Origin of the sequence: Streptosporangium sp. NPDC050284 (assembly GCF_044459525.1) — a bacterium.
GTDB lineage: Bacteria > Actinomycetota > Actinomycetes > Streptosporangiales > Streptosporangiaceae > Streptosporangium.
Genome location: NZ_JBITIZ010000019.1, coordinates 51,168 through 71,035, shown reverse-complemented (window position 1 = coordinate 71,035; position 19,868 = coordinate 51,168). Strand labels below are relative to the sequence as shown.

13 protein-coding genes are annotated in these 19,868 nt (G+C 69.7%); 11 read left to right on the top strand and 2 right to left on the bottom strand.

Annotation, left to right across the window (positions count from 1 at the left end):
- Positions 1–25: 25 nt before the first annotated feature.
- The 4 genes from ACIBH4_RS33515 (at position 26) to ACIBH4_RS33500 (ending at position 7,971) form a co-directional block, all read left to right on the top strand.
- Positions 26–5,509, top strand: a complete 5,484-nt coding sequence (locus ACIBH4_RS33515) for a carboxyl transferase domain-containing protein (RefSeq protein WP_362765330.1) — start codon at positions 26–28, stop codon at positions 5,507–5,509.
- A gap of 236 nt (positions 5,510–5,745) precedes the next feature.
- Positions 5,746–6,054 (top strand): hypothetical protein, encoded by a 309-nt coding sequence (locus ACIBH4_RS33510; protein ID WP_362511053.1) that lies wholly within the window; start codon positions 5,746–5,748, stop codon positions 6,052–6,054.
- Entirely contained in the window at positions 6,051–7,178 is a 1,128-nt protein-coding gene (locus ACIBH4_RS33505; protein WP_362765327.1) for an NlpC/P60 family protein, read from the top strand. The genes ACIBH4_RS33510 and ACIBH4_RS33505 overlap by 4 nt, the downstream gene beginning before the upstream one ends.
- Positions 7,179–7,350: 172 nt before the next feature.
- Entirely contained in the window at positions 7,351–7,971 is a 621-nt protein-coding gene (locus ACIBH4_RS33500) for an L-threonylcarbamoyladenylate synthase (RefSeq protein WP_362511047.1), read from the top strand.
- A gap of 266 nt (positions 7,972–8,237) precedes the next feature.
- Here the strand turns inward: ACIBH4_RS33500 and ACIBH4_RS33495 are convergent, their stop codons facing one another.
- A complete protein-coding gene (locus ACIBH4_RS33495; RefSeq protein ID WP_362511044.1) occupies positions 8,238–10,553 on the bottom strand; it encodes an RICIN domain-containing protein in 2,316 nt (771 codons plus the stop codon).
- A 391-nt stretch (positions 10,554–10,944) separates the two neighbouring features.
- Positions 10,945–11,649 carry a hypothetical protein gene (locus tag ACIBH4_RS33490; protein WP_362511041.1) on the bottom strand — a complete coding sequence of 235 codons (705 nt, stop codon included), beginning with the start codon at positions 11,647–11,649 and terminating at the stop codon, positions 10,945–10,947.
- A gap of 294 nt (positions 11,650–11,943) precedes the next feature.
- Here ACIBH4_RS33490 and ACIBH4_RS33485 point away from each other — a divergent pair, with 294 nt between their 5' ends.
- The 7 genes from ACIBH4_RS33485 (at position 11,944) to ACIBH4_RS33455 (ending at position 19,865) form a co-directional block, all read left to right on the top strand.
- Entirely contained in the window at positions 11,944–12,927 is a 984-nt protein-coding gene (locus tag ACIBH4_RS33485) for a LacI family DNA-binding transcriptional regulator (RefSeq protein ID WP_399173489.1), read from the top strand.
- Positions 12,928–13,417: 490 nt separating this feature from the next.
- Positions 13,418–14,410: an ABC transporter permease subunit gene (locus tag ACIBH4_RS33480; protein ID WP_362511035.1), complete on the top strand. Its 993-nt coding sequence runs from the start codon at positions 13,418–13,420 to the stop codon at positions 14,408–14,410.
- Positions 14,404–15,279 carry a carbohydrate ABC transporter permease gene (locus ACIBH4_RS33475; protein WP_362511032.1) on the top strand — a complete coding sequence of 292 codons (876 nt, stop codon included), beginning with the start codon at positions 14,404–14,406 and terminating at the stop codon, positions 15,277–15,279. Before ACIBH4_RS33480 ends, ACIBH4_RS33475 begins: the two co-directional genes overlap by 7 nt.
- Positions 15,280–15,340: 61 nt before the next feature.
- Positions 15,341–16,978, top strand: coding sequence for an extracellular solute-binding protein (locus tag ACIBH4_RS33470; protein ID WP_399173468.1), 1,638 nt, complete (start codon positions 15,341–15,343; stop codon positions 16,976–16,978).
- A gap of 79 nt (positions 16,979–17,057) precedes the next feature.
- Complete coding sequence (locus ACIBH4_RS33465) at positions 17,058–17,735, top strand: hypothetical protein (RefSeq protein WP_362511026.1); 678 nt, start codon at positions 17,058–17,060, stop codon at positions 17,733–17,735.
- A gap of 70 nt (positions 17,736–17,805) precedes the next feature.
- Positions 17,806–18,939 carry a Gfo/Idh/MocA family oxidoreductase gene (locus tag ACIBH4_RS33460; protein ID WP_362511023.1) on the top strand — a complete coding sequence of 378 codons (1,134 nt, stop codon included), beginning with the start codon at positions 17,806–17,808 and terminating at the stop codon, positions 18,937–18,939.
- Positions 18,940–18,941: 2 nt separating this feature from the next.
- Entirely contained in the window at positions 18,942–19,865 is a 924-nt protein-coding gene (locus ACIBH4_RS33455) for a PmoA family protein (protein ID WP_362511020.1), read from the top strand.
- Positions 19,866–19,868 lie beyond the last annotated feature (3 nt).

The window sequence follows — 19,868 nt, the reverse complement described above, 5'->3', positions numbered from 1 at the left end:
TTCACCGCTTCGAAAGGTTCGCTCAGTGTTCAGTCGTGTTGCCATCGTCAACCGCGGTGAAGCCGCCATGCGGCTCATCTACGCCGTTCAGGACCTAGCCGCGGAGACGGGAACACGGATCGAGACCGTCGCCCTGTACACCGACTCCGACCGGACGGCCACGTTTGTCCGCGAGGCGGACATCGCCTACGACCTGGGGCCCGCCGCGAACCGGCCCTACCTGGACCACGCGGTCCTCAAAAAGGCCCTGGTCGAGACCGGCGCGGACGCGGCCTGGGTCGGCTGGGGCTTCGTGGCCGAGGACCCGGCGTTCGCCGACCTGTGCGCCGAGATCGGCGTGACGTTCGTCGGCCCGGGTGCCGATGCGATGCGCAAACTGGGCGACAAGATCGGCTCGAAGCTGATCGCCGAAGAGGTCGGTGTGCCCGTCGCGCCGTGGAGCCGCGGCCCGGTGGAGACGCTGGAGGAGGCGAAGGAGGCGGCGGAGCGGATCGGCTACCCGTTGATGCTGAAGGCGACCGCGGGCGGCGGCGGCCGCGGCATCCGGATGATCTCCGGCCCCGACGAGCTGACCCTGGCCTACGAGCTGACGCGCCAGGAGGCGGCGCGCGCGTTCGGCAGCGGCGTCGTGTTCCTGGAACGCCTGGTGACGGGCGCCCGTCACGTGGAGGTACAGGTCATCGCGGACGGCCAGGGCACCGCGTGGGCGCTGGGCGTGCGCGACTGCTCCGTGCAGCGGCGCAACCAGAAGATCATCGAGGAGTCCGCCTCGCCGGTCCTCGACGCCACGCAGGTCGCCGAGCTGAAGGCGGCGGCCGAGCGGCTCGTGCTCGCGGTGGACTACAAGGGCGCGGGCACCGTCGAGTTCCTCTACCACCCCGGCGAGCGGCTGTTCGCGTTCCTCGAGGTCAACACGCGCCTGCAGGTCGAGCACCCGATCACCGAGATCACCACCGGCGTCGACCTGGTGAAGGCCCAGCTGCACGTCGCGGCGGGCGGCAGGCTGGAGGGCGAGGCCCCCGAGGAGTGGGGGCACGCCGTCGAGGCGCGCCTCAACGCCGAGGACCCCGACCGCGACTTCGCGCCCTCACCCGGCAGGATCGCGCGGCTCGCGCTGCCCAGCGGTCCCGGCGTCCGGGTGGACACCGGGTTCGGCGAGGGCGACACGATCCCCGCCGACTTCGACTCGATGATCGCCAAGATCATCGCACACGGCCGTGACCGTACCGAGGCACTGGCCCGCCTGCGTCGCGCGATGACGCAGACGACCGTCATCATCGAGGGCGGTGTGACGAACAAGGGCTTCGTCCGCATGCTGCTCGACGAGCCCGAGGTGATCGACGGCTCGGCCGACACCGGCTGGATCGATCGCGTGCGCGCCCGGGGCGCCCTCGTGTCACACCGGCACTCCGCGATCGCGCTGATCGCCGCCGCCGTCGAGGCGTACGAGGACGAGGAGGCCGTGACGCGGCAGCGATTCCTGGCCGCCGCGCACGGCGGCCGCCCGCAGTCGCAGCACGAGAGCGGCCGCGCGCTGGAACTCAAGCTCCGCGACGTCGGCTACCGCGTCCAGGTCGCGCGCACCGGCGGCCACCGGTTCCGCGTCGGCATCTCGGCGGGCGGCCTGCGGCACACGGCCGACGTCGACATCGAGCGCTTCGACGAGCACAGCGGCCAGATCACCGTGAACGGCGTCCGCTTCAAGGTCGTCACGAGCACTCACGGCCCGATCCACCTGGTCGAGGTCGACGGCGTCACCCACCGGATCAGCCGCGACGAGGGCGGCATCGTGCGCTCGCCCGTGCCGGCGCTCGTGGTGGCCACGCCGCTGCAGCCGGGCGACGAGGTCGAGGCCGGCGCGCCGCTGCTCGTGGTCGAGAGCATGAAGATGGAGACCGTGCTGCGCGCGCCGTTCCGCGGACGCGTACGGGAGCTCGCGGTCTCGGTCGGCAGCCAGGTGGAGGCGGGCGCCCGCCTGCTCCGCCTGGAACCGCTGGGCGACGGCGCGGCCGGTCCCGTCGCCGAGGTGCGGGAGATCGAGCTGGACCTGCCGCCGGAGCCGGTGGACGTGCCCGCGGCCGAGCGGGCCGCGCGTGGCCTGCAGGACCTGCGCGGCCTCCTGCTGGGGTTCGACGTCGACCCGCAGGACGAGAAGCGCCTGCTCACCGGCTACCTCGCCGCGCGCGCCGAGCTTGTCGCGAAGGGCGACCACGAGCCGGCCGGTGAGGTCGAGCTGCTGCACCTGTTCGCCGACCTGAGCGAGCTGAGCCGCAACCGGCCCGCCGGCGAGGAGTCCAAGCCCGACTCCTCGGTGCACAGCCCTCGCGAGTACTTCCACACCTACCTGCAGTACCTCGACCCCGACCGGTCCGGGCTGTCGGAGAACTTCCAGCAGCGGCTCACGCACGTGCTGTCCCGCTACGGCGTCGAAGGCCTGGAGCGCACGCCGCAGCTGGAGGACGCGGTCTTCCGAATCTTCCTCGCCCAGCGGCGCGCCTCCGCCGACGTCGCCGTGGTGACGACCCTGCTGCGCCAGTGGGCCAAGGAGGCCCCGCCCGCCCAGGCCGACCGCGTCGCCGTCGGCGTGGTGCTGGAGCACCTGATCGCCGCCACCCAGATCAGGTTCCCGGCCGTCGCGGACCTGGCGCGCGGCGTGGTGTTCGCCTGGTTCGTCCAGCCACTGCTGCGCCGCACCCGCGCCAAGGTCTACACGGCCGTACGCAAGCACCTGCGCCACCTCGACCAGCACCCGGACTCGCCCGACCGCGCCGAGCGGATCTCCGCCATGGTCGCCAGCGCCGAGCCGCTCGTCCGGCTGGTCGGCCAGCGGATCGGCCGCGAGGACGTGGACCCCGTGCCGCTGCTCGAGGTGCTGATCCGCCGCTACTACGGCAACCGCGCGCTCAGCGGCATCCGGACGAGCAAGGTGGCGGGCTGCACGTTCGTCGTCGCCGACCACCGCACCACGAGCGGTGAGGGCCGCGTCGTGGCCACCGCGGTCGACTTCCTGGCGCTGGCCGAGGCCGTCAAGGCGGTCGACGAGTTCGCCGGTGCCGGCGAGCTGGTGGCCGACATCTACCTGACCTGGCCGGACGCTCCCGAGGACCCCGAGGAGATGGCCGCGCGCCTGCGCGAGGTCATGGCCGCGCAGCAGCCGTCGCACCGGATCGGCCGCATCGCCGCGACCGTCACGGGCGACAGCGGCGCCGTGATGCACCACCACTTCACCTTCCGGCCGTCCGCGGACGGTTTCGTGGAGGAGCGGCTGCTGCGCGGCCTGCACCCGCGCATCGCCGAGCGCATGCAGCTGGAGCGGTTGCGCGACTTCGACCTCACCCGGCTGCCCGCGCCCGACGAGGAGATTTACCTCTTCCGGGCCTCGGCGCGGCAGAACCCGTCCGACGAGCGCCTCGTCGCCCTGGGGCAGGTCCGCGACCTGACCCCGTTGCGCGACGACGAGGGAGGACTCGTCGCGCTGCCCGCGGCCGAGAACGTGCTGGCCACCTGCCTCGACGCGATCCGCCGGGCCAAGAAGCCCGGCGCGAAGACGTCCGCCACGAACCGGATCGTCATCTACGTGTGGCCGCCGAACGATCTCTCGCCGGACGACCTGAACACCGTGGCGAAGCGCGTGCTGCCGACGACGGCGGGCGCGGGCCTGGAGGAGGTGTTGTTCCTGGGCAGGCGCCGCGACGGCGTCACCGGCGAGCTCGTCGACATCGCCGTCCGGATCGGCTACGACGTGGGCTCCGGGGTGCGGCTGTCCATCGTGCCGCCGCCGACCGAGCCCGTCGAGCCGCTGGACGACTACCGCCAGGAGGTGCTGCGCGCGCACAGCCGCGGCACGCACCACCCGTACGAGCTGACCGACATGCTCGCCGGGCCGTTCGGCTCCTTCACCGAGTACGACCTGGACGAGTACGCGAGGCTGGTGCCGGTGAACCGGCCCAAGGGGCGCAACGGCGCCGCGCTCGTCGCGGGTGTCGTCAGCACGCCCACGCCGCGCTACCCGGAGGGCATGACCCGCGTCGTGCTGCTGGGCGACCCGACGAAGGCACTCGGCGCGCTGTCGGAGCCCGAGTGCGCACGGGTGATCGCCGCGCTCGACCTCGCCGAGCGGATGCGGGTGCCGCTGGAGTGGTTCGCGCTCTCCGCGGGCGCCCGGATCTCGATGTCGTCCGGCACCGAGAACATGGACTGGGTGGCGGCCGCGCTGAAGCGGATCGTGACCTTCACCCAGGACGGCGGTGAGATCAACATCGTGGTCGCGGGCATCAACGTCGGTGCCCAGCCGTACTGGAACGCCGAGGCCACGATGCTCATGCACACCAAGGGCATCCTGGTGATGACGCCGGACTCCGCGATGGTGCTGACCGGCAAGCAGTCGCTCGACTTCTCCGGCGGCGTGTCGGCCGAGGACAACCACGGCATCGGCGGCTACGACCGGATCATGGGCCCGAACGGCCAGGCACAGTACTGGGCGCCGGACATCCGCGGCGCGCGGGAGATCCTGATGTCGCACTACGACCACAGCTACGTCGCGCCGGGGGAGAGCGGGCCGCGCAAGGCGATCACCGGCGACCCGGTGGACCGCGACGTGTCGACGTTCCCGCACGCCGTGCCGGACAGCGACTTCACGACGGTGGGTCAGATCTTCTCCGCCGAGTTCAACCCGGACCGTAAGAAGCCGTTCGACATCCGCACGGTCATGCGCGCGCTGTCCGATCAGGACCACCCGGTGCTGGAGCGGTGGGCGGGCATGGCCGACGCCGACACCGCCGCGGTCTGGGACGTCCACCTCGGAGGCCGGCCGGTGTGCCTGCTGGGCATCGAGTCGCGGTCCGTGCCGCGCCGCGGATTCCCGCCCACCGACGGCCCGGACACCTACACCGCGGGCACCCTGTTCCCCCGGTCGTCCAAGAAGACCGCCCGGGCCATCAACGCCGCGAGCGGGAACCGTCCGCTGGTCGTGCTGGCCAACCTGTCGGGGTTCGACGGCTCACCCGAGTCGATGCGCAAGCTGCAGCTGGAGTACGGCGCGGAGATCGGCCGCGCGGTGGTGAACTTCAAGGGCCCGATCGTGTTCTGCGTGATCTCGCGCTATCACGGCGGCGCGTTCGTGGTGTTCTCCAAGGCGCTCAACCCGAACCTGACCGTGCTCGCGGTCGAGGGCTCGTTCGCCTCGGTGCTCGGCGGCGCCCCGGCCGCCGCGGTGGTCTTCGCGCGAGACGTCGACAAGCGGACCGGCAACGACCCCAGGGTGCTCGCGCTCGCCGCCCGCGTCGCGGAGGCGCCGGCCGCCACCCGGGCCGCGCTCGCCGCCGAGCTGGCCGAGCTGCGCTCGTCGGTGCGGGCCGAGAAGCTGACCGAGGTGGCCACCGAGTTCGACCGCGTGCACAGCATCCAGCGGGCGGTCGACGTCGGCTCGGTGGACGCGATCATCAGCTGCTCCGAGCTGCGGCCTCGAATCATCGAGGCGGTCGAGAAGGGCATCGCCCGGCAGGTCTGACCCCTTCCGAACGCCCCGGACGCCCGCCTCTTTTCCCGGTGGGCGTCCGGGGCGTTCGTATCGCGGGCGGTGACCCGAGATGACGGATGTGCTTTTGTGCTGCGATGATCGTTGTTGCGCGGATAAGATCGCCTCTTGGTAGACATGGCCGGACGGTGGGCAGGCAACCGGCCAACGAGCCAGATCGTCGTCCGGGCAGTCGGTCTCCCGGCGACCGCGGAGGGGAGCCGGCTCCGGTGGGAAGATTCGACCTGAACCGCGAGGCGCTGGCCAAGCTGCGCGTCACGGTGAACACCCAGGGGGGAAGACTCGCCGGCGTCGGCGACGACTTCCCGGCCAAGGGCGGCGCGAGTTCCTCGATCTTCGGGACCATGGCAGGTGCCCAGGAGCTCGCCGACGCGATCGGCAGGGTCGAAGGGTACGCCGACAGGGAGCTGGGCACGGTGAAGAGCCGCCTTGACGGCGTCGAGCGTGCCCTCGACACCATCGAGGAGAACGTGACCAGGGCCGAGCGGAACACCGGTAACCACCTGCCCGCCCTATGACCGACATGAACGCCGTGGCGGCGCTGCCCGGAGGGCAGGCCCTGGCCGCGCTGGTGAAGAGGACGGACGGGGACCCCGCCGCGATCCGGGCGATCGCCACCCGGTGGCGTAGGGCGGCCGGCTCGTCCGCCGAGCCGTTCACGCTCCTGAAGAAGGCGGTCGACCAGGTGGACACCGCCTGGAAAGGGGCCTCCGCCGACGCCTTCGTGGCGTACATGCGGCGCTACAACAGTGCGGGCGCCTCCCTGCGAGACACGATGGGCGACTGCGCGACCTCCCTGGAGGCCGCCGCCGACGCCGTCGAGACGGCGAGGACGAACGCCGAGCGTGTCTGCGACGACCTGCTGACCCGGGTGGCGGAATACCGGCGTCGCAACCCGCACGCCACTCCGGAGCAGCTCAAACCGGGCATCGGCGAGGAGGTCGGGAGGGCGGTGTTCCTCGTGCGGGGGCACGTCGACTCGGCCGAGACCGCGCTGTCCACCGCGCGGCGTGAGATCGACAAACACCTCGGCGACGCCACGGTGTTCTCCGCCATCCCGGCCGCGGGAGAGCAGAACTTCGTCCCCGGCCCCGGGCGCCTCACCCCGTGGGTGCCGGTGGCCGAGGGGGACGAGTCCCGCACCACCACGCTCGCCGGTACTGAACCCGGCTCGCAGGGCGGCGGGGGAGGCGGGCAGGGTAACGGCGGGGGGGCGCCTTCCGGGAGCCACACCGGAGACTCGGGCGGCGGCGGTGGAGGAGGCCGGACGATCCCGTACACGGTGACCGGCGACGGCACCGGAGCCGACATCGTGGCCGCCGCGAGGAGCCACATCGGCAAGCCCTACGTCTGGGGCGCGGACGGCCCCGACGCGTTCGACTGCAGCGGCCTGGTGCACGTCTCGATGAACGAGGCGGGAATCAAGATCGGAGACAACACCGCCGCCGGATACCAGGCGAGCGGCAAGCCGATCACCGGTCCGCCGCAGCCGGGCGACATCGTCTTCTTCGGCTATCCGGCGAGCCACTGCGGCGTCTACATGGGCGACGGCATGATGATCGCCGCCCCGAAGCCGGGAGACCACGTCAAGATCCAGTCGGTGGCCGGCGCGCACCCCATCACCTACCGGCGTTTCACCTGAGCGTCCGTACGAGGCTCGCGTGAGGATGACCGGCCTGGCCGGGCACTGCGGTGCCGCCGGGCCCGACACCGCCTCGGCGGTCGACCGACCTCGGGCCGCTCCTGGAGGCACGCGTGTCATGTTCAGGGGCTCGTGTGTCGTGCGGGGCGGCTTCCGCTTCTAAGCTCAGGGGGTGGCGAAATACTTTGATGTGCATCCGAGCAGTCCCCAACCCCGGCTCATCGGGCAGGTGGTCGATCTTCTGCGTGCGGACGGGCTGATCGCGTATCCGACGGACTCGGGCTACGCGCTGGGTTGCCGGCTGGGCAACAAGGAGGGCATCGACCGGATCAGAGAGATCCGCGACCTCGGAAGTGACCATCACTTCACCCTGGTTTGCAGGGACTTCGCGCAGTTCGGTCAGTTCGTGCATGTGAGCAATGCGCTGTTCCGCTCGGTCAAGGCGGCGACCCCCGGCGGTTACACGTTCATCCTGCCCGCGACCAAGGAGGTGCCGCGGCGGCTGCTGCACCCCCGGAAGAAGACGGTCGGAGTCCGGATCCCCGATCACGTCGTCGTGCAGGCGCTGCTGGCCGAGCTCGGCGAACCGCTGGTGTCGAGCACGCTGCTGCTGCCCGACGAGGCCGAGCCCCTGACACTGGGCTGGGATATCAAGGAGAGGCTCGACCACGCGGTGGACGCCGTCATCGACTCCGGCGAGTGCGGCGCCGTCCCGACAACGGTCGTCGATCTCTCGCAGGACGAGCCCGAGGTCCTCCGCCGGGGCACAGGAGACCCGTCCCTCTTCGAGTAGGGGTGCCGCGCGTGGCGCGGTGGGTGGATGCCGATCTCGACGGCGACGCGGTAGGTCTGCCGGTGGTGGGCGGCGTCGCAGGACAGCGGCCCGCCGCCACGTCGACGGCCGGTGATCCCGATCGAGTCTTTCATGCTGTTTCGTGGAGCAGCGGGGAGCGGGTGGCCGCCAAGGCGGGCACCCGCTCCTCGGTCCGTGGTCCGGCCCCCGGTGTCAGGCGGTGCCGGGGGCCGGACCACGGAGGTCGGGTCCGACGGGGCGAAGGATCAGGGCAGGTAGATGTTCGGCTGCGGCGGGGTGGACATGCCGTCGCCGATGAAGAAGCCCGGGTGCGGCGGCTGGTTGTAGGCGGTGTTCTGCCAGGCCAGGGCGACCCGGTACTGCGGGTCGTGCAGCAGGGTGTGGATCTTGGTGGTGGTCACGGTCGGCGTGCTGTAGATCCGCAGCGCGGTGTTGTTCGAAGTGGGCCAGATGACCTCCTCGCGCCAGTCGCCGAGCAGGTCGCCCGAGAGGGACGGGGTGGACTTGGTGCCGTTGTTGGAGTGCACCCCGGAGGCGGTCAGCAGCCGGGTGTCCCCGCCGGTGCCGTACTTGTCGATGCGGGTGGCGTCCACCAGTTCGCGGACCGGGTCGCCGTCCCACCAGGCGAGGAAGTTGGCAGAGGAGGGAGTGCGGCCGACCGAGGCCCCGGAGGAGTTGTACAGGTTGCCCATGTTGGTTCCCGCGCCCCAGAACTCCGCTCCCGGGCTGCCCGCGTAGATGTCGGCGGCCACGCCGCGGCCGGGTCCCTCCACGCCGCCGTTGCCCGGACGCTGCCAGATGACCTGCCCGGTGCGGGCGTCGTGCACGTCGGCCGCGGGCTGGTCACCCGCCTCGTGGATGGTGAACACCTCCAGGCCCGACCGGCTCGGGATCAGGTCGCCCACGTGCAACGCGTCGCCGTGCCCGAAGCCGGTGCGGTACATGCCGACGCCGTTGTCGTCGATCGTGGCCGAGCCGTAGATGATCTCCTGCCTGCCGTCGGCGTCCACGTCGGCGATGGACAGGCTGTGGTTGCCCTGCCCGGCGTAGCCGCCGTTGCCCGAGGAGTTGGAGTCGAACGTCCAGCGGCGGGTCAGCGAGCCGTTGCGGAAGTCCCAGGCGACGATGACCGATCGGGTGTAGTAGCCGCGCGCCATGATCAGGCTCGGCCGCCGTCCGTCCAGGTAGGCGGTGCCCGCCAGGAACCGGTCCACCCGGTTGCCGTAGTTGTCGCCCCAGGAGGAGACGGTGCCGCGTGGCGGCTCGTAGTTGACGGTCGACATCGCCGCGCCGGTCTGGCCGTTGAACATCGTCAGGTACTCGGAACCGGCCAAGATGTATCCGGAGGAGTTGACGTGGTTGGCGCCGGCGTTGCCGATGGTGGTGCCGCGGCCGTCGACCGTGCCGTCGGCGGTCTTCATCGCCACCTCGGCCCGGCCGTCGCCGTCGTAGTCGTACACCTGGAACTGGGTGTAGTGGGCGCCGGCGCGGATGTTGCGGCCCAGGTTGATCCGCCACAGCCGGGTGCCGTCGAGTTTGATCCCGTCGATGTAGACCGGGCTGGTGGTTCCCGACTGGGAGTTGTCCTTGGCGTCGTTGGGCTCCCACTTGAGCACCAGGTCCAGCCTGCCGTCGCCGTCCAGGTCGCCCGTGCTCGCGTCACTGGCCGTGTGGGCGCCGCTGGGCGGGCTGATCGGCACGTCCAGGTAGCCGTTGCCGAAGCGCAGCGAGGTCTCCGAGTCCGCCTGTTCGGTGCCGCCGACCACGGCGCGCACCGTGTACGAGGCGTCGGCCGAGGCGCCCTGGTCCAGGTAGTTGGTGGAGTTGGTGACGCCGGCGATCTGGGTGCCGCCCCGGTAGACGTTGAACGTGGTGTCGCGGGATTCGGTGCCCAGCAGGCGCCAGGAGACCAGGTTGCCGTTGCCGGAGCGCACGCTGATCAGGCCGCGGTTCAGCTTCTCCATCTGCTTGGCGTCGCCGGGGACCGGGTCGGTGCCGCCGATCCTCACGAGTTGCCACTGCTGGTTGGCGCCGTTGAGGTCGGTGTACTGGGAGATGCGGCCGCCGTCGGCGGTGGACCATTCCCAGGACTCGAGGGCTTTGCCGCTGTTGCGGTTGATCAGGCGGATATGGTTGGCGTCGCTGTCGACGACGCGAAACTGCTGGTTGGTGCCGTTGTTGTCACTCCACTGCACGACGTTGGCGCCGTCGGCGGTGGAGCGGGAGGCGATGTCGATGACCTTGCCGCTGTGGCGGGAGCGCAACCGGTAGTAGCCGCCACCGGAGTCGACGAACTGCCACTGCTGCCAGGCGCCGTCGTTGCGGGACCACTGGACGAGGGGGGCGCCGTCGTTGGTGGCGAGGTCGAGGACGTCGATGGCCTTGCCGCTGTGCCGGTTCACCAGGAGATACCAGGCACTGGTGTCGATCGTCGCGGCGGCGGCCGGGCCGGCGGCCACCAGTGACTGGCACAACGCGAGCAGCAGCGCGACGGCTGCCGCGCAGGCGGCGCCGGTACGGCGGCGCACGCGTCGCGGGGGAGGGCTGGCGGGTCTGTTCACGGGGGGGTACCTCTCGTTACGGACGATAGGTCCACGAACGCGCGACGGATGCTGATGGCGCTGATGTTTCCGCCGGATGCCTGGAACCTCACAGGCGGGAAGGCGGATGTGTGCCAAGTGTTGGCATCGGCGTCACGGCCGTCAAGAGAGGTGCGAGATTCCCGGAGTCCCTGACGCGCGGCCGGTGTTCCGCATGGCTCTCGCGGTCATCGCGGGCCGGTGGCCACTCCGTGCGTCACCTGCGCTTCCCCGGCGGCCGGAGCCACGGGCCGACCTCGTCTCCCCGCTTCGCGGGGGAGTCGGCTCGGTACTGAAAGTTTCAGGGTGGCCCGGCCGGGAGCGCGACTCCTCCTGGCCGCCCCGTCCTGGGCGGCCAGGAGGAGTTCGTCGCTCAGTCGTCGTGCTGGCCCTCCGGGACGCCGTCCGAGGTGATGGCGCCGTCTCCGGGAGTGCTCGTCAGGTAGGTGTGCTGGTGGCCGTTGCCGGCGTCGACGTTGAGCTGGTCGAGCTGGGTGGCCGCGACGGACCACACCGTGACGGCGGTGGAGCGCTGGCGTGCGGCGAGGTCGAGGAGGTCCTTGCGGGACCCCTCGGGGAGCCGCAGGCCGGCCGCGTAGGTGTCGACCGCAGTGACCAGGGCGTTCACCGCGCTGCGGAGCCCGCCGCGCGCCACGTTGGTCCCGGTCGCTCCCGAGGGGGTGGGAGCGTGCTTTTCCGCGGTCTCGCGGAGGATCCGCTGCCAGTCGTCGACCCGCTCCTGCGTCGCCGGTGGCGCGTCGGAGGCCCCGTCCACCGGGAGTGCCTCGGCGAGCCCGGCCAGGACCTTGTTCAGGTCGTCGGCACTCGTGCGCGCCAGGGTGGTCAGCTCGGTGATCTGCTGGGCGTCTCGCTTGGCCTCCGCCTCCCGCATCTCGGTGATGGCGCTCTGGGTGGCGTCGGGGCGGCCGCTGTTGTAGCCGATCAGGGCTCCGAGCGATCCGGCTATCAGGGTGGCGGCGAGGGCGGCGGCGACGTAGCCGGTCGCGTTCGACCGGCGGGTGCCGGCCTGGGATCGGGCCGCCGGTCCGACCGTCTTTCGAGCCACCTTCTGAGCCACTGACGACTCCTTTCCCTGATCCGCCCGCTCTCCTCCGGGAACCCGGCGGACAGCTGACGCCGAGATTACTGTTTTCCAGGATCTCCGTCCATTTTTGGCCGTATCATCCAGCGCCTTCGCCGCCGAGAGGGCAAAAGGCCGGTGAGCGGGGGAGGACATCACCGCCGACGGCGCGTGAACGGCATCGGCCGGAGCGGAGCGAGGCTCGAAGTCCTGTTAGCGTTACCGCATGGGGGTTGAGCTGCTTTGAAGGCGAAATCGAATGACGGCCTGCCACGTTCCAGGCCCGCGGTGCTGGAAGACGTCGCCGCGCTCGCCGGGGTGTCGGCGATGACCGTGTCGCGGACGCTGAACGCGCCCGAGCGGGTGCAGGCGAAAACCCGGGAGCGGGTGCTGGCCGCGGTGCGGGAGCTGGACTACCGGCCCAACACCGCCGCACGTCAGCTCGCCACAGGACGGTCCGGGGTGTTGGGCGTGGTCAGCATCGACACCACCCTGTACGGCCCGGCCTCGACCCTCTACAGCATCGAACGTGCCGCCAGGCTCAACGACTACTCCGTGAGCATCGCGAGCCTGAGCATGCTCACCCGTCGCTCGATCGAGGAAAGCCTGCGCCAGTTTCAGTCCCAGTCGGTGGACGGCGTCATCATCGTCGCGCCGCACGAGTCGGCGGCCGACGGCCTGCGTCACCTGTCGTCGAAGATTCCGGTGGTCGCGGTCGACGCCGGGGCGGGCCTTTCCGTTCCCGTCGTCACGGTGGATCAGCGGGCGGGAGCCGCGAGGGCGACCAGGCACCTGCTCAGCCTCGGTCATGAGACGGTGTGGCATCTGGCGGGCCCGGCGAGCTGGATCGACGCCAACGGCCGGGTCGAGGGCTGGCGCGAGGTGCTGGAGGCCGGGGGGCATCAGGTTCCCGAGGTGTCGCGCGGGGACTGGAGTTCGCGCTCCGGTTACCAGCTCGGCCGGCGTCTGGCGCAGGACTCCGAGGTCACGGCCATCTTCGTGGGCAACGACCAGATGGCGTTGGGGGTGCTGCGGGCGTTGCGCGAGGCCGGGCGGCGCGTTCCCGAGGACGTCAGCGTGGTGGGTTTCGACGATGTGCCGGAGTCCGCCTATTTCTGGCCTCCGCTCACGACGGTCCGGCAGGATTTCGAAGAGGTCGGCAGCCACGCCTTCCACGTGTTGCTCGACCAGATGGCGGGCAGGTCGAGCCAGGTGCGGCGGCTGGTGGAGCCCGAACTCATCGTGAGGGAGAGCACCGGACCCTCGCCGGGCTGACGTGCCGCCCGGTCGCCTTCGGGCGGCCGCGGTCGGTGCCGGGGCCGCGGTCTTTCCGGCCGCCGCGATGCCGGGGGCGTGCGCCGGTGGGGAGGCCGGGTGAGCGGCTAGCTGATCGGGCTGAAACTTTTCGGAAGCGGGGACGTCGTCGACCCGCTCATGTCTGAGCTGCGGGTGAGGCGTGCCGACCTTCGCAGGTGACAGAGTCATCTGACTGATCCCTTGACGAGCCTTTGTAAGGCGCCTATATTTCCGCAATATTAATAGAAAATCTTGAAAGTTTCAGTCTCCGGATCTTCGATGCTTCTGTCCGGCAGCGTCAGGTGACGCCGTCGCAGGCCGAAAGGATGGCATGCGAGAAAGGGAACTCCACGACCTGGATTCCGCGTCGAATGGGTTCGCCCGGTGAAAGGGGCCCCGGGGAGCACAGACCTCTCCTGCCGGACGGGCCGAGCCGTCAAGGGCACCGGATGAGGCCGGGGACTCGAGAGTGAGCGCGACCAGGACGATCGACGTCTCGCCCGAGAATCAGGATCCGCGCGAGGTGAGGCCCGGACCCGTCCACCGGAAGCGCACTTCGGGCCGCACCTGGCGGCAGGCGTTGCGTCACGACTGGCAGCTGTACTCGCTGGCGATCCTCCCATTGCTGTTCTTCGCGATATTCCGGTATCTGCCGATGATCGGCAACGTGATCGCCTTCCGGAAGTTCGAGCCCGGTGGCAGCGTGCTGGGCGAGGAGTGGGCGGGCCTGCGCTACGTGCGGATGTTCCTGAACGACCCGACGTTCTGGCAGGTGTTCACCAACACGCTGGTGCTCGGCGCCCTGACCCTGCTGTTCTGCTTCCCGATGCCGATCGTGCTCGCACTGCTGATCAACGAGGTGCGGCAGCGGCGCCTCAAGCGGTTCGTCCAGTCGATCTCCTACCTGCCGCACTTCCTGTCGATCGTGGTCGTGGCCGGTCTCGTCATAGAACTGCTCTCGGTCGACGGGCCGGTGAACCAGATCCTGCGCGCGGCGGGCGACGATCCCATCTCGTTCCTGCAGCAGCCGGAGTGGTTTCGGACGATCTACGTCTCCTCGGAGATGTGGCAGACCGTCGGCTGGGGGACGATCCTCTATCTCGCCGCGCTCACCACCATCGACGAGCAGTTGTACGAGGCGGCGAGGATCGACGGCGCGGGCCGGTGGCGCCAGACCTGGCACGTGACCCTCCCCGGCATCCGGCCGACCGCGGTCACCTTGCTGATCCTGAACATCGGCGCGTTCATGGCGGTCGGGTTCGAGAAGGTCCTGCTGCTCTACAACCCGCTGACGTACCCGACCGCGGACGTGATCTCCACGTACCTGTACCGCATGGGCGTCGTTTCCAACAACTTCAGCTACGCCACGGCGATCGGCCTGTTCGAGGCCCTGATCGGGCTGATCCTGGTCCTGTCGGCGAATCTCATCTCCCGGCGCACGGTGGGGACGAGCCTGTGGTGACCGTGGACGCCTCCAGGGGCTACCGGGTGTTCCAGGCGGTCAACGCCGTCGTTCTGGCCACTGTCGTGATCGTGACGCTGTATCCCTTCGTCAACGTCGTCGCCCGTTCGCTGAGCGACGAGACCGCCATCCGCTCGGGTCAGGTCAGTCTCATCCCTCGCGGGTTCACCCTCACGACGTACGAGTACGTGATCTCTGACCCGACGTTCTGGACGAACTACCGCAACACCGTGGTGTACACGGTCGTGGCCACGATGATCGCGATGTTCATGACCACCTGTTACGCCTACGTCCTGTCCAAGAAGCACCTCAAGGGGCGCAGGTTCCTGATCGGGATCGCCGTCTTCACCATGTTCTTCTCCGGCGGCATCATCCCCAACTACGTCCTGATCACCAGTCTCGGGATGAAGGACAGTATCTGGGCCATCGTCCTGCCGAACGCCATCAGCGTCTTCAATCTTCTGATCATGAAGGCGTTCTTCGAGGCGCTGCCGGTCGAGCTGGAGGAGGCCGCCGCGATCGACGGCATGAGCACCTACGGCATCCTGCTGCGCATCGTGCTGCCGCTGTCGAAGGCGGTGATCGCCACGATGGTGCTCTTCTACGCCGTCGCCTTCTGGAACTCGTGGTTCGCCGCCTTCCTCTACATGAGCCAGTCCGATCTCTTCCCGGTGACCGTCTTCCTGCGCAACCTGATCGCCGGAGCCACCGGCGCGTCGTCGGTGGGCGCCGACGCGATGAACATGACGGTGGCCGCCAACATCAAGGCGGTGACGGTGGTGCTCACCATCCTGCCCATCCTGGGGATCTACCCCTTCGTGCAGCGCTACTTCGTCACCGGTGTCACGCTCGGCGCGGTCAAGGGATAGCCCCGCCGCCCTCACTCAACCCGTTTCCGATTCCGAGAAATAAGGGGCTTCCATGTACCAGATGAACCGGCGTCAGGCGATGGTCACGATGGGCGCCTTCGCCGTACTCGTGGGCTGCGGCAGCGACGACTCCAAGAAGCAGGCCGACGACCTCTCGGCGAACCGGGAGGGCGCGATGCCCGGCTACGGCGCCGGTACCGGGTTCAAGGCTGCCGCCCCGCTCTCGTTCACCGTCCTGTACAACAACCACCCGATCTACCCGATCAAGAACGACTGGCTGTTCTGGTCGGAGCTCGGCAAGCGGACCAACGTGACGTTCCAGCCGAGTGTGGTGCCGCTCAGCGACTACGAGAACAAGCGCAGCCTGGTGATCGGCGCGGGTGACGCCCCGCTCATCATCCCCAAGACGTATCCCAGCCAGGAGACCCCCTTCGTCGCCTCCGGCGCCATCCTGCCGGTGAGCGACTACCTGGATCTGCTGCCGAACTTCAAGGAGAAGGTCGCCAAGTGGAACCTGCAGCCTGATCTGGACACGCTGCGGCAGTCCGACGGCCGCTTCTATCTCCTGCCCGGTCTTCACCAGGAGCCCTGGGTGGAGTACTCCCTGGCGATGCGCGCGGACATCCTGGAAGAACTCGGGCTGGAGATCCCGGGGACCTGGGAGGAGTTGCGCACCGTGCTGAAGGCGATGAAGGAGAAGTATCCCGACTCCTACCCCCTGTCCGACCGCTGGGGAACCCTCACGCCCGGAGCCAGCCTGCTGAACGTCATCGGCACCTCCTACGGCGCCCCCGGCGGCTGGGGCTACGGGGAAGGGGTGAAATGGGACCCCGCCCTGCAGAAGTTCGCCTTCACCGGCGCGATGGAGCAGTACCGGCAGATGCTGGAGTATCTGCACACGCTGGTGGAGGAGAAGCTGCTCGACCCGGAGAGCTTCACGCAGTCCGACGACCAGGCGATCCAGAAACTGGTCTCCGGCAAGTCCTTCGTGATCAGTTCGAACGCGCAGACCCTGGTCAACGAGTACCGGCCGCCGCTGGAGAAGGCGAACCCCAAGGCGAGGCTCGTGAAGATCCCCGTGCCCGTCGGCCCGCTCGGACCCATCAAGTACGGCGCGGGCAACACCCGCCTGGAGAACGGCGTCATGATCTCCAAGAAGGCTCGCGACAGCAAGAACTTCGTCGCCATGATGCAGTTCATCGACTGGCTGTGGTACTCCGACGAGGGGCAGGCGTTCGCCAAGTGGGGCGTCGAGGGGGTCACCCACACCAAGGACGCGTCGGGGAAGTACAAGCTCGCCCCCGACGTCGACTTCGTCGGACTCAACCCCAAGGCGCCCAAGCACCTGCAGAAGGACTTCGGCTTCTCCAACGGCGTCTTCGCCTACGGCGGGTCCACCGAGCTGCTGCAGTCGACCTTCTCCGAGGAGGAGATCGCGTTCCAGAAGGAGATGAACGCGAGGAAGACCCTGCCGGTGCCGCCCCCGCACCCGCTCACCGACGAGGAGCGCGAGCAGGTGACGCTGTGGCAGACACCGCTGAAGGACCACGTCACCCAGAACACGCTCCAGTTCATCCTCGGCAAACGCGATCTGAGCGAGTGGGACGCCTACGTCAAGGAACTCGAGGCGAACAACATGCTCTCCTTCGTCAACATGGTGAACGGCGCCTACGAGCGGTACAAGAAGCAGCACGGGTGACGTCCCCCCTCCCGGGAGGGAATTCCCGCTTCACCGCCGGTCGTCCGCCAGGACGAGGTTTTCACGCTGGAGATGTTCGATGACCGACACGACGGCCGGAATCCGGTTCGGCGAAGGGCCCCTGGCGCGCGTCTGCGCGCTCGTCTACACCCTCGTGGTGGTCGAGTCGCTCTTCCTGCTCACGGCCGTGCCCGGCCTGGTCGGGCTGGTGCTGCTCGGCCGTGACGCCGGCAACGTCCCGCTGGCGGCGCTCTGCCTGATCCCGGCCGGTCCCGCCCTCTCGGCCGCGCTGTACGCGCTGCACCACCGCCGCCTGGATCTCACCGATCTCCGTCCCGGGGCGGCGTTCTGGCGTGGCTACCGGGCCAACCTCCGAGGGGTCGTGAAGCTCTGGGTCCCCTGGCTGCTGTGGATGGCGGTCATCGGATCGAACCTCGCCGTCGCCGGCGTCGGGGGATGGTGGGCGGTGTCGTCGGTCGTCATCGCCGTGGCGGCGACCCTCTGGGTCGCGAACGTGCTGGTGATCACCTCTCTTTTCGCGTTCCGCGCGCGAGACGTCGCCCGCCTGGCCGCGTACTTTCTCACCCGTTCCCCCCGGGCGTCGCTGGGCAACGCCTGCCTGCTGGTCCTGGTGGCGGCCGTCACGCTGATCGCCTCCGAGGTGGCGGCGGTGCTGCTCGCCTCGGTGCTGGCATCGCTGCTCCTGCTGAACGGCCGCACGATGATCGCCGAGGTGAGGGAGAGATTCACGGCCTGAGCGCTCGGCGTCGAGAGGTCGCCTCCACCGTCAGGTGGCCGCCGTCAAACCCAAAGGAGTCTCACATTCGATGACGAAGAGAACACCCGTACGGGTCGCGATCGTCGGCACCGGCGGAATCGCGACGATCTGTCACCTGCCCGCGCTGAAAGCCCAGGGCGACCGGGTACGGATCGTGGCGGCCTGCGACGTCGACACCGAACGCGTCAAGGCCTTCTGTGCCGAGAACTCCATTCCCGGTGTCCACACCGACCTGGCCGAGATGCTGGACGTCGCCCGGCCCGACCTGGTGCACCTGTGCACCCCACCGGGGCTGCACGCCCGGCAGGCCGAGCAGTGCCTGCTCGCCGGGGCCTGGGTGTGGCTGGAGAAACCCCCGTGCCTGTCGCTGGCCGAGTACGACACGATCACCGCGGCCGAGCAGGCCCGCGGCGCCTACGCCAGCGTCGTCTTCCAGCACCGGTTCGGCGCGGCGGGCCTGCACGCCGCGAAGCTGATCGCCTCCGGTGAGCTGGGCCGTCCCCTCGTCGCGCACTGCAGCACCACCTGGTACCGGCCGCACTCCTACTTCGAGGTGCCCTGGCGCGGGCGCTGGGACACCGAGGGAGGCGGCCCGACCATGGGCCACGGCATCCACCAGATGGACCTGTTGCTGGCGTTGCTCGGCGACTGGTCGGAGGTCACCGCCATGGCGGGGCGCCTGGACCGCGACGTCCAGACCGAGGACGTGTCGGTGGCGAGTGTGCGTTTCGAAAGCGGGGCCCTGGCGACGATCGTCAACAGCGTGCTGTCGCCACGGGAGGAGAGCTACCTGCGCGTCGACCTCGTCGAGGCGACCGTCGAGCTCAGGCACCTGTACGGCTACGGCAACGACGACTGGACCTACACCGCGGCGCCGCACCTGGCCGGCGCCGAGGACGGCGCGGCACGCCAGGAGCGCTGGTCGGCTCCCGGCTCTGAGACGCGCAGTTCCCACACCGCGCAGCTGACCGCTCTGCTCGACGCCTACGACCGGGGAGAACGGCCTCCGGTCAGCGGCCACGACGGGCGCCGCACGCTCGAACTCGTGACGGCGATCTACCGTTCGGCGTTCACCGGGACCACGGTGGCGCGCACCGACCTGATCCCCGGCGACCCCTTCTACCACCGGCTGCACGGCGACGTCGACGGCTGGGCGCCGACGGCCACCACAGGAGGAAACTGATCGTGCCCTCGACCGAATCCGCTCTGGCACTGACCCGCCTGGACGACACCGCCTTCACCCTGACCGGGCATGGCGTCGAACTGCTCGGCTACACCTTCGGCTCCGACGTCGCGCCCTCGGAGTGTCCGGCGCCCTACTTCCATCCGCTGCGTACCCTGGGCGGCCAGGTCGTCTCGGGGCACCGGCCGCACGATCACCGCTGGCACAAGGGCCTGGCCATGACCCTTTCCCACCTGTCCGGGCAGAACTTCTGGGGCGGCCCCACCTTCGAGGGCGGCCCCGGACACGGCTACGTTCAGCGCGACAACGTCGGGACCCTGCGCCACGAGGGATTCGACGCTCTGGAGTGCGACGGCCGGGAACTGACGTTCGCCGAGCGGGTCACCTGGCTGACCGCGCGCGGTGAGCGGTGGATCACCGAGCTGCGCACCGTGCGCGTCCACGACGTCGACCTCGCGAGCCGATCATGGATCCTGGAGTTCGGCACCGAGCTGACCAACGTGCGCGGGCAGGAGCTCAGGATCGGCAGCCCCACCACGGCGGGCCGGCCGAACGCCGGATACACCGGCCTGTTCTGGCGGGGGCCCCGCGACATGACCTGGGGGGGCATCCTGGCCGAAGGGGACCTCGAAGGCGAGGAGGTCATGGGACACAGAGCGGGCTGGCTCGCCTACGGCTCGCCGCACGACGAGGTCGACGCCGCCTCCACCCTGGTCTTCGAGCAGCACCCGGACAACGCCGACGCGCCCACCCACTGGTTCGTGCGCAACCAGCCCTTCCCCGCGGTCGCCCCCTCCCTCGCCTTCCACGAGGAACTCGTCCTGCCGGACGGCGACACGCTGGCCCGCCGTTACCGGATCATCGTCGCCGACGGGCTGTGGGGGCGAGACACCGTCGAGGGCCACCTCAAGGACCACCCGTGGTGATCT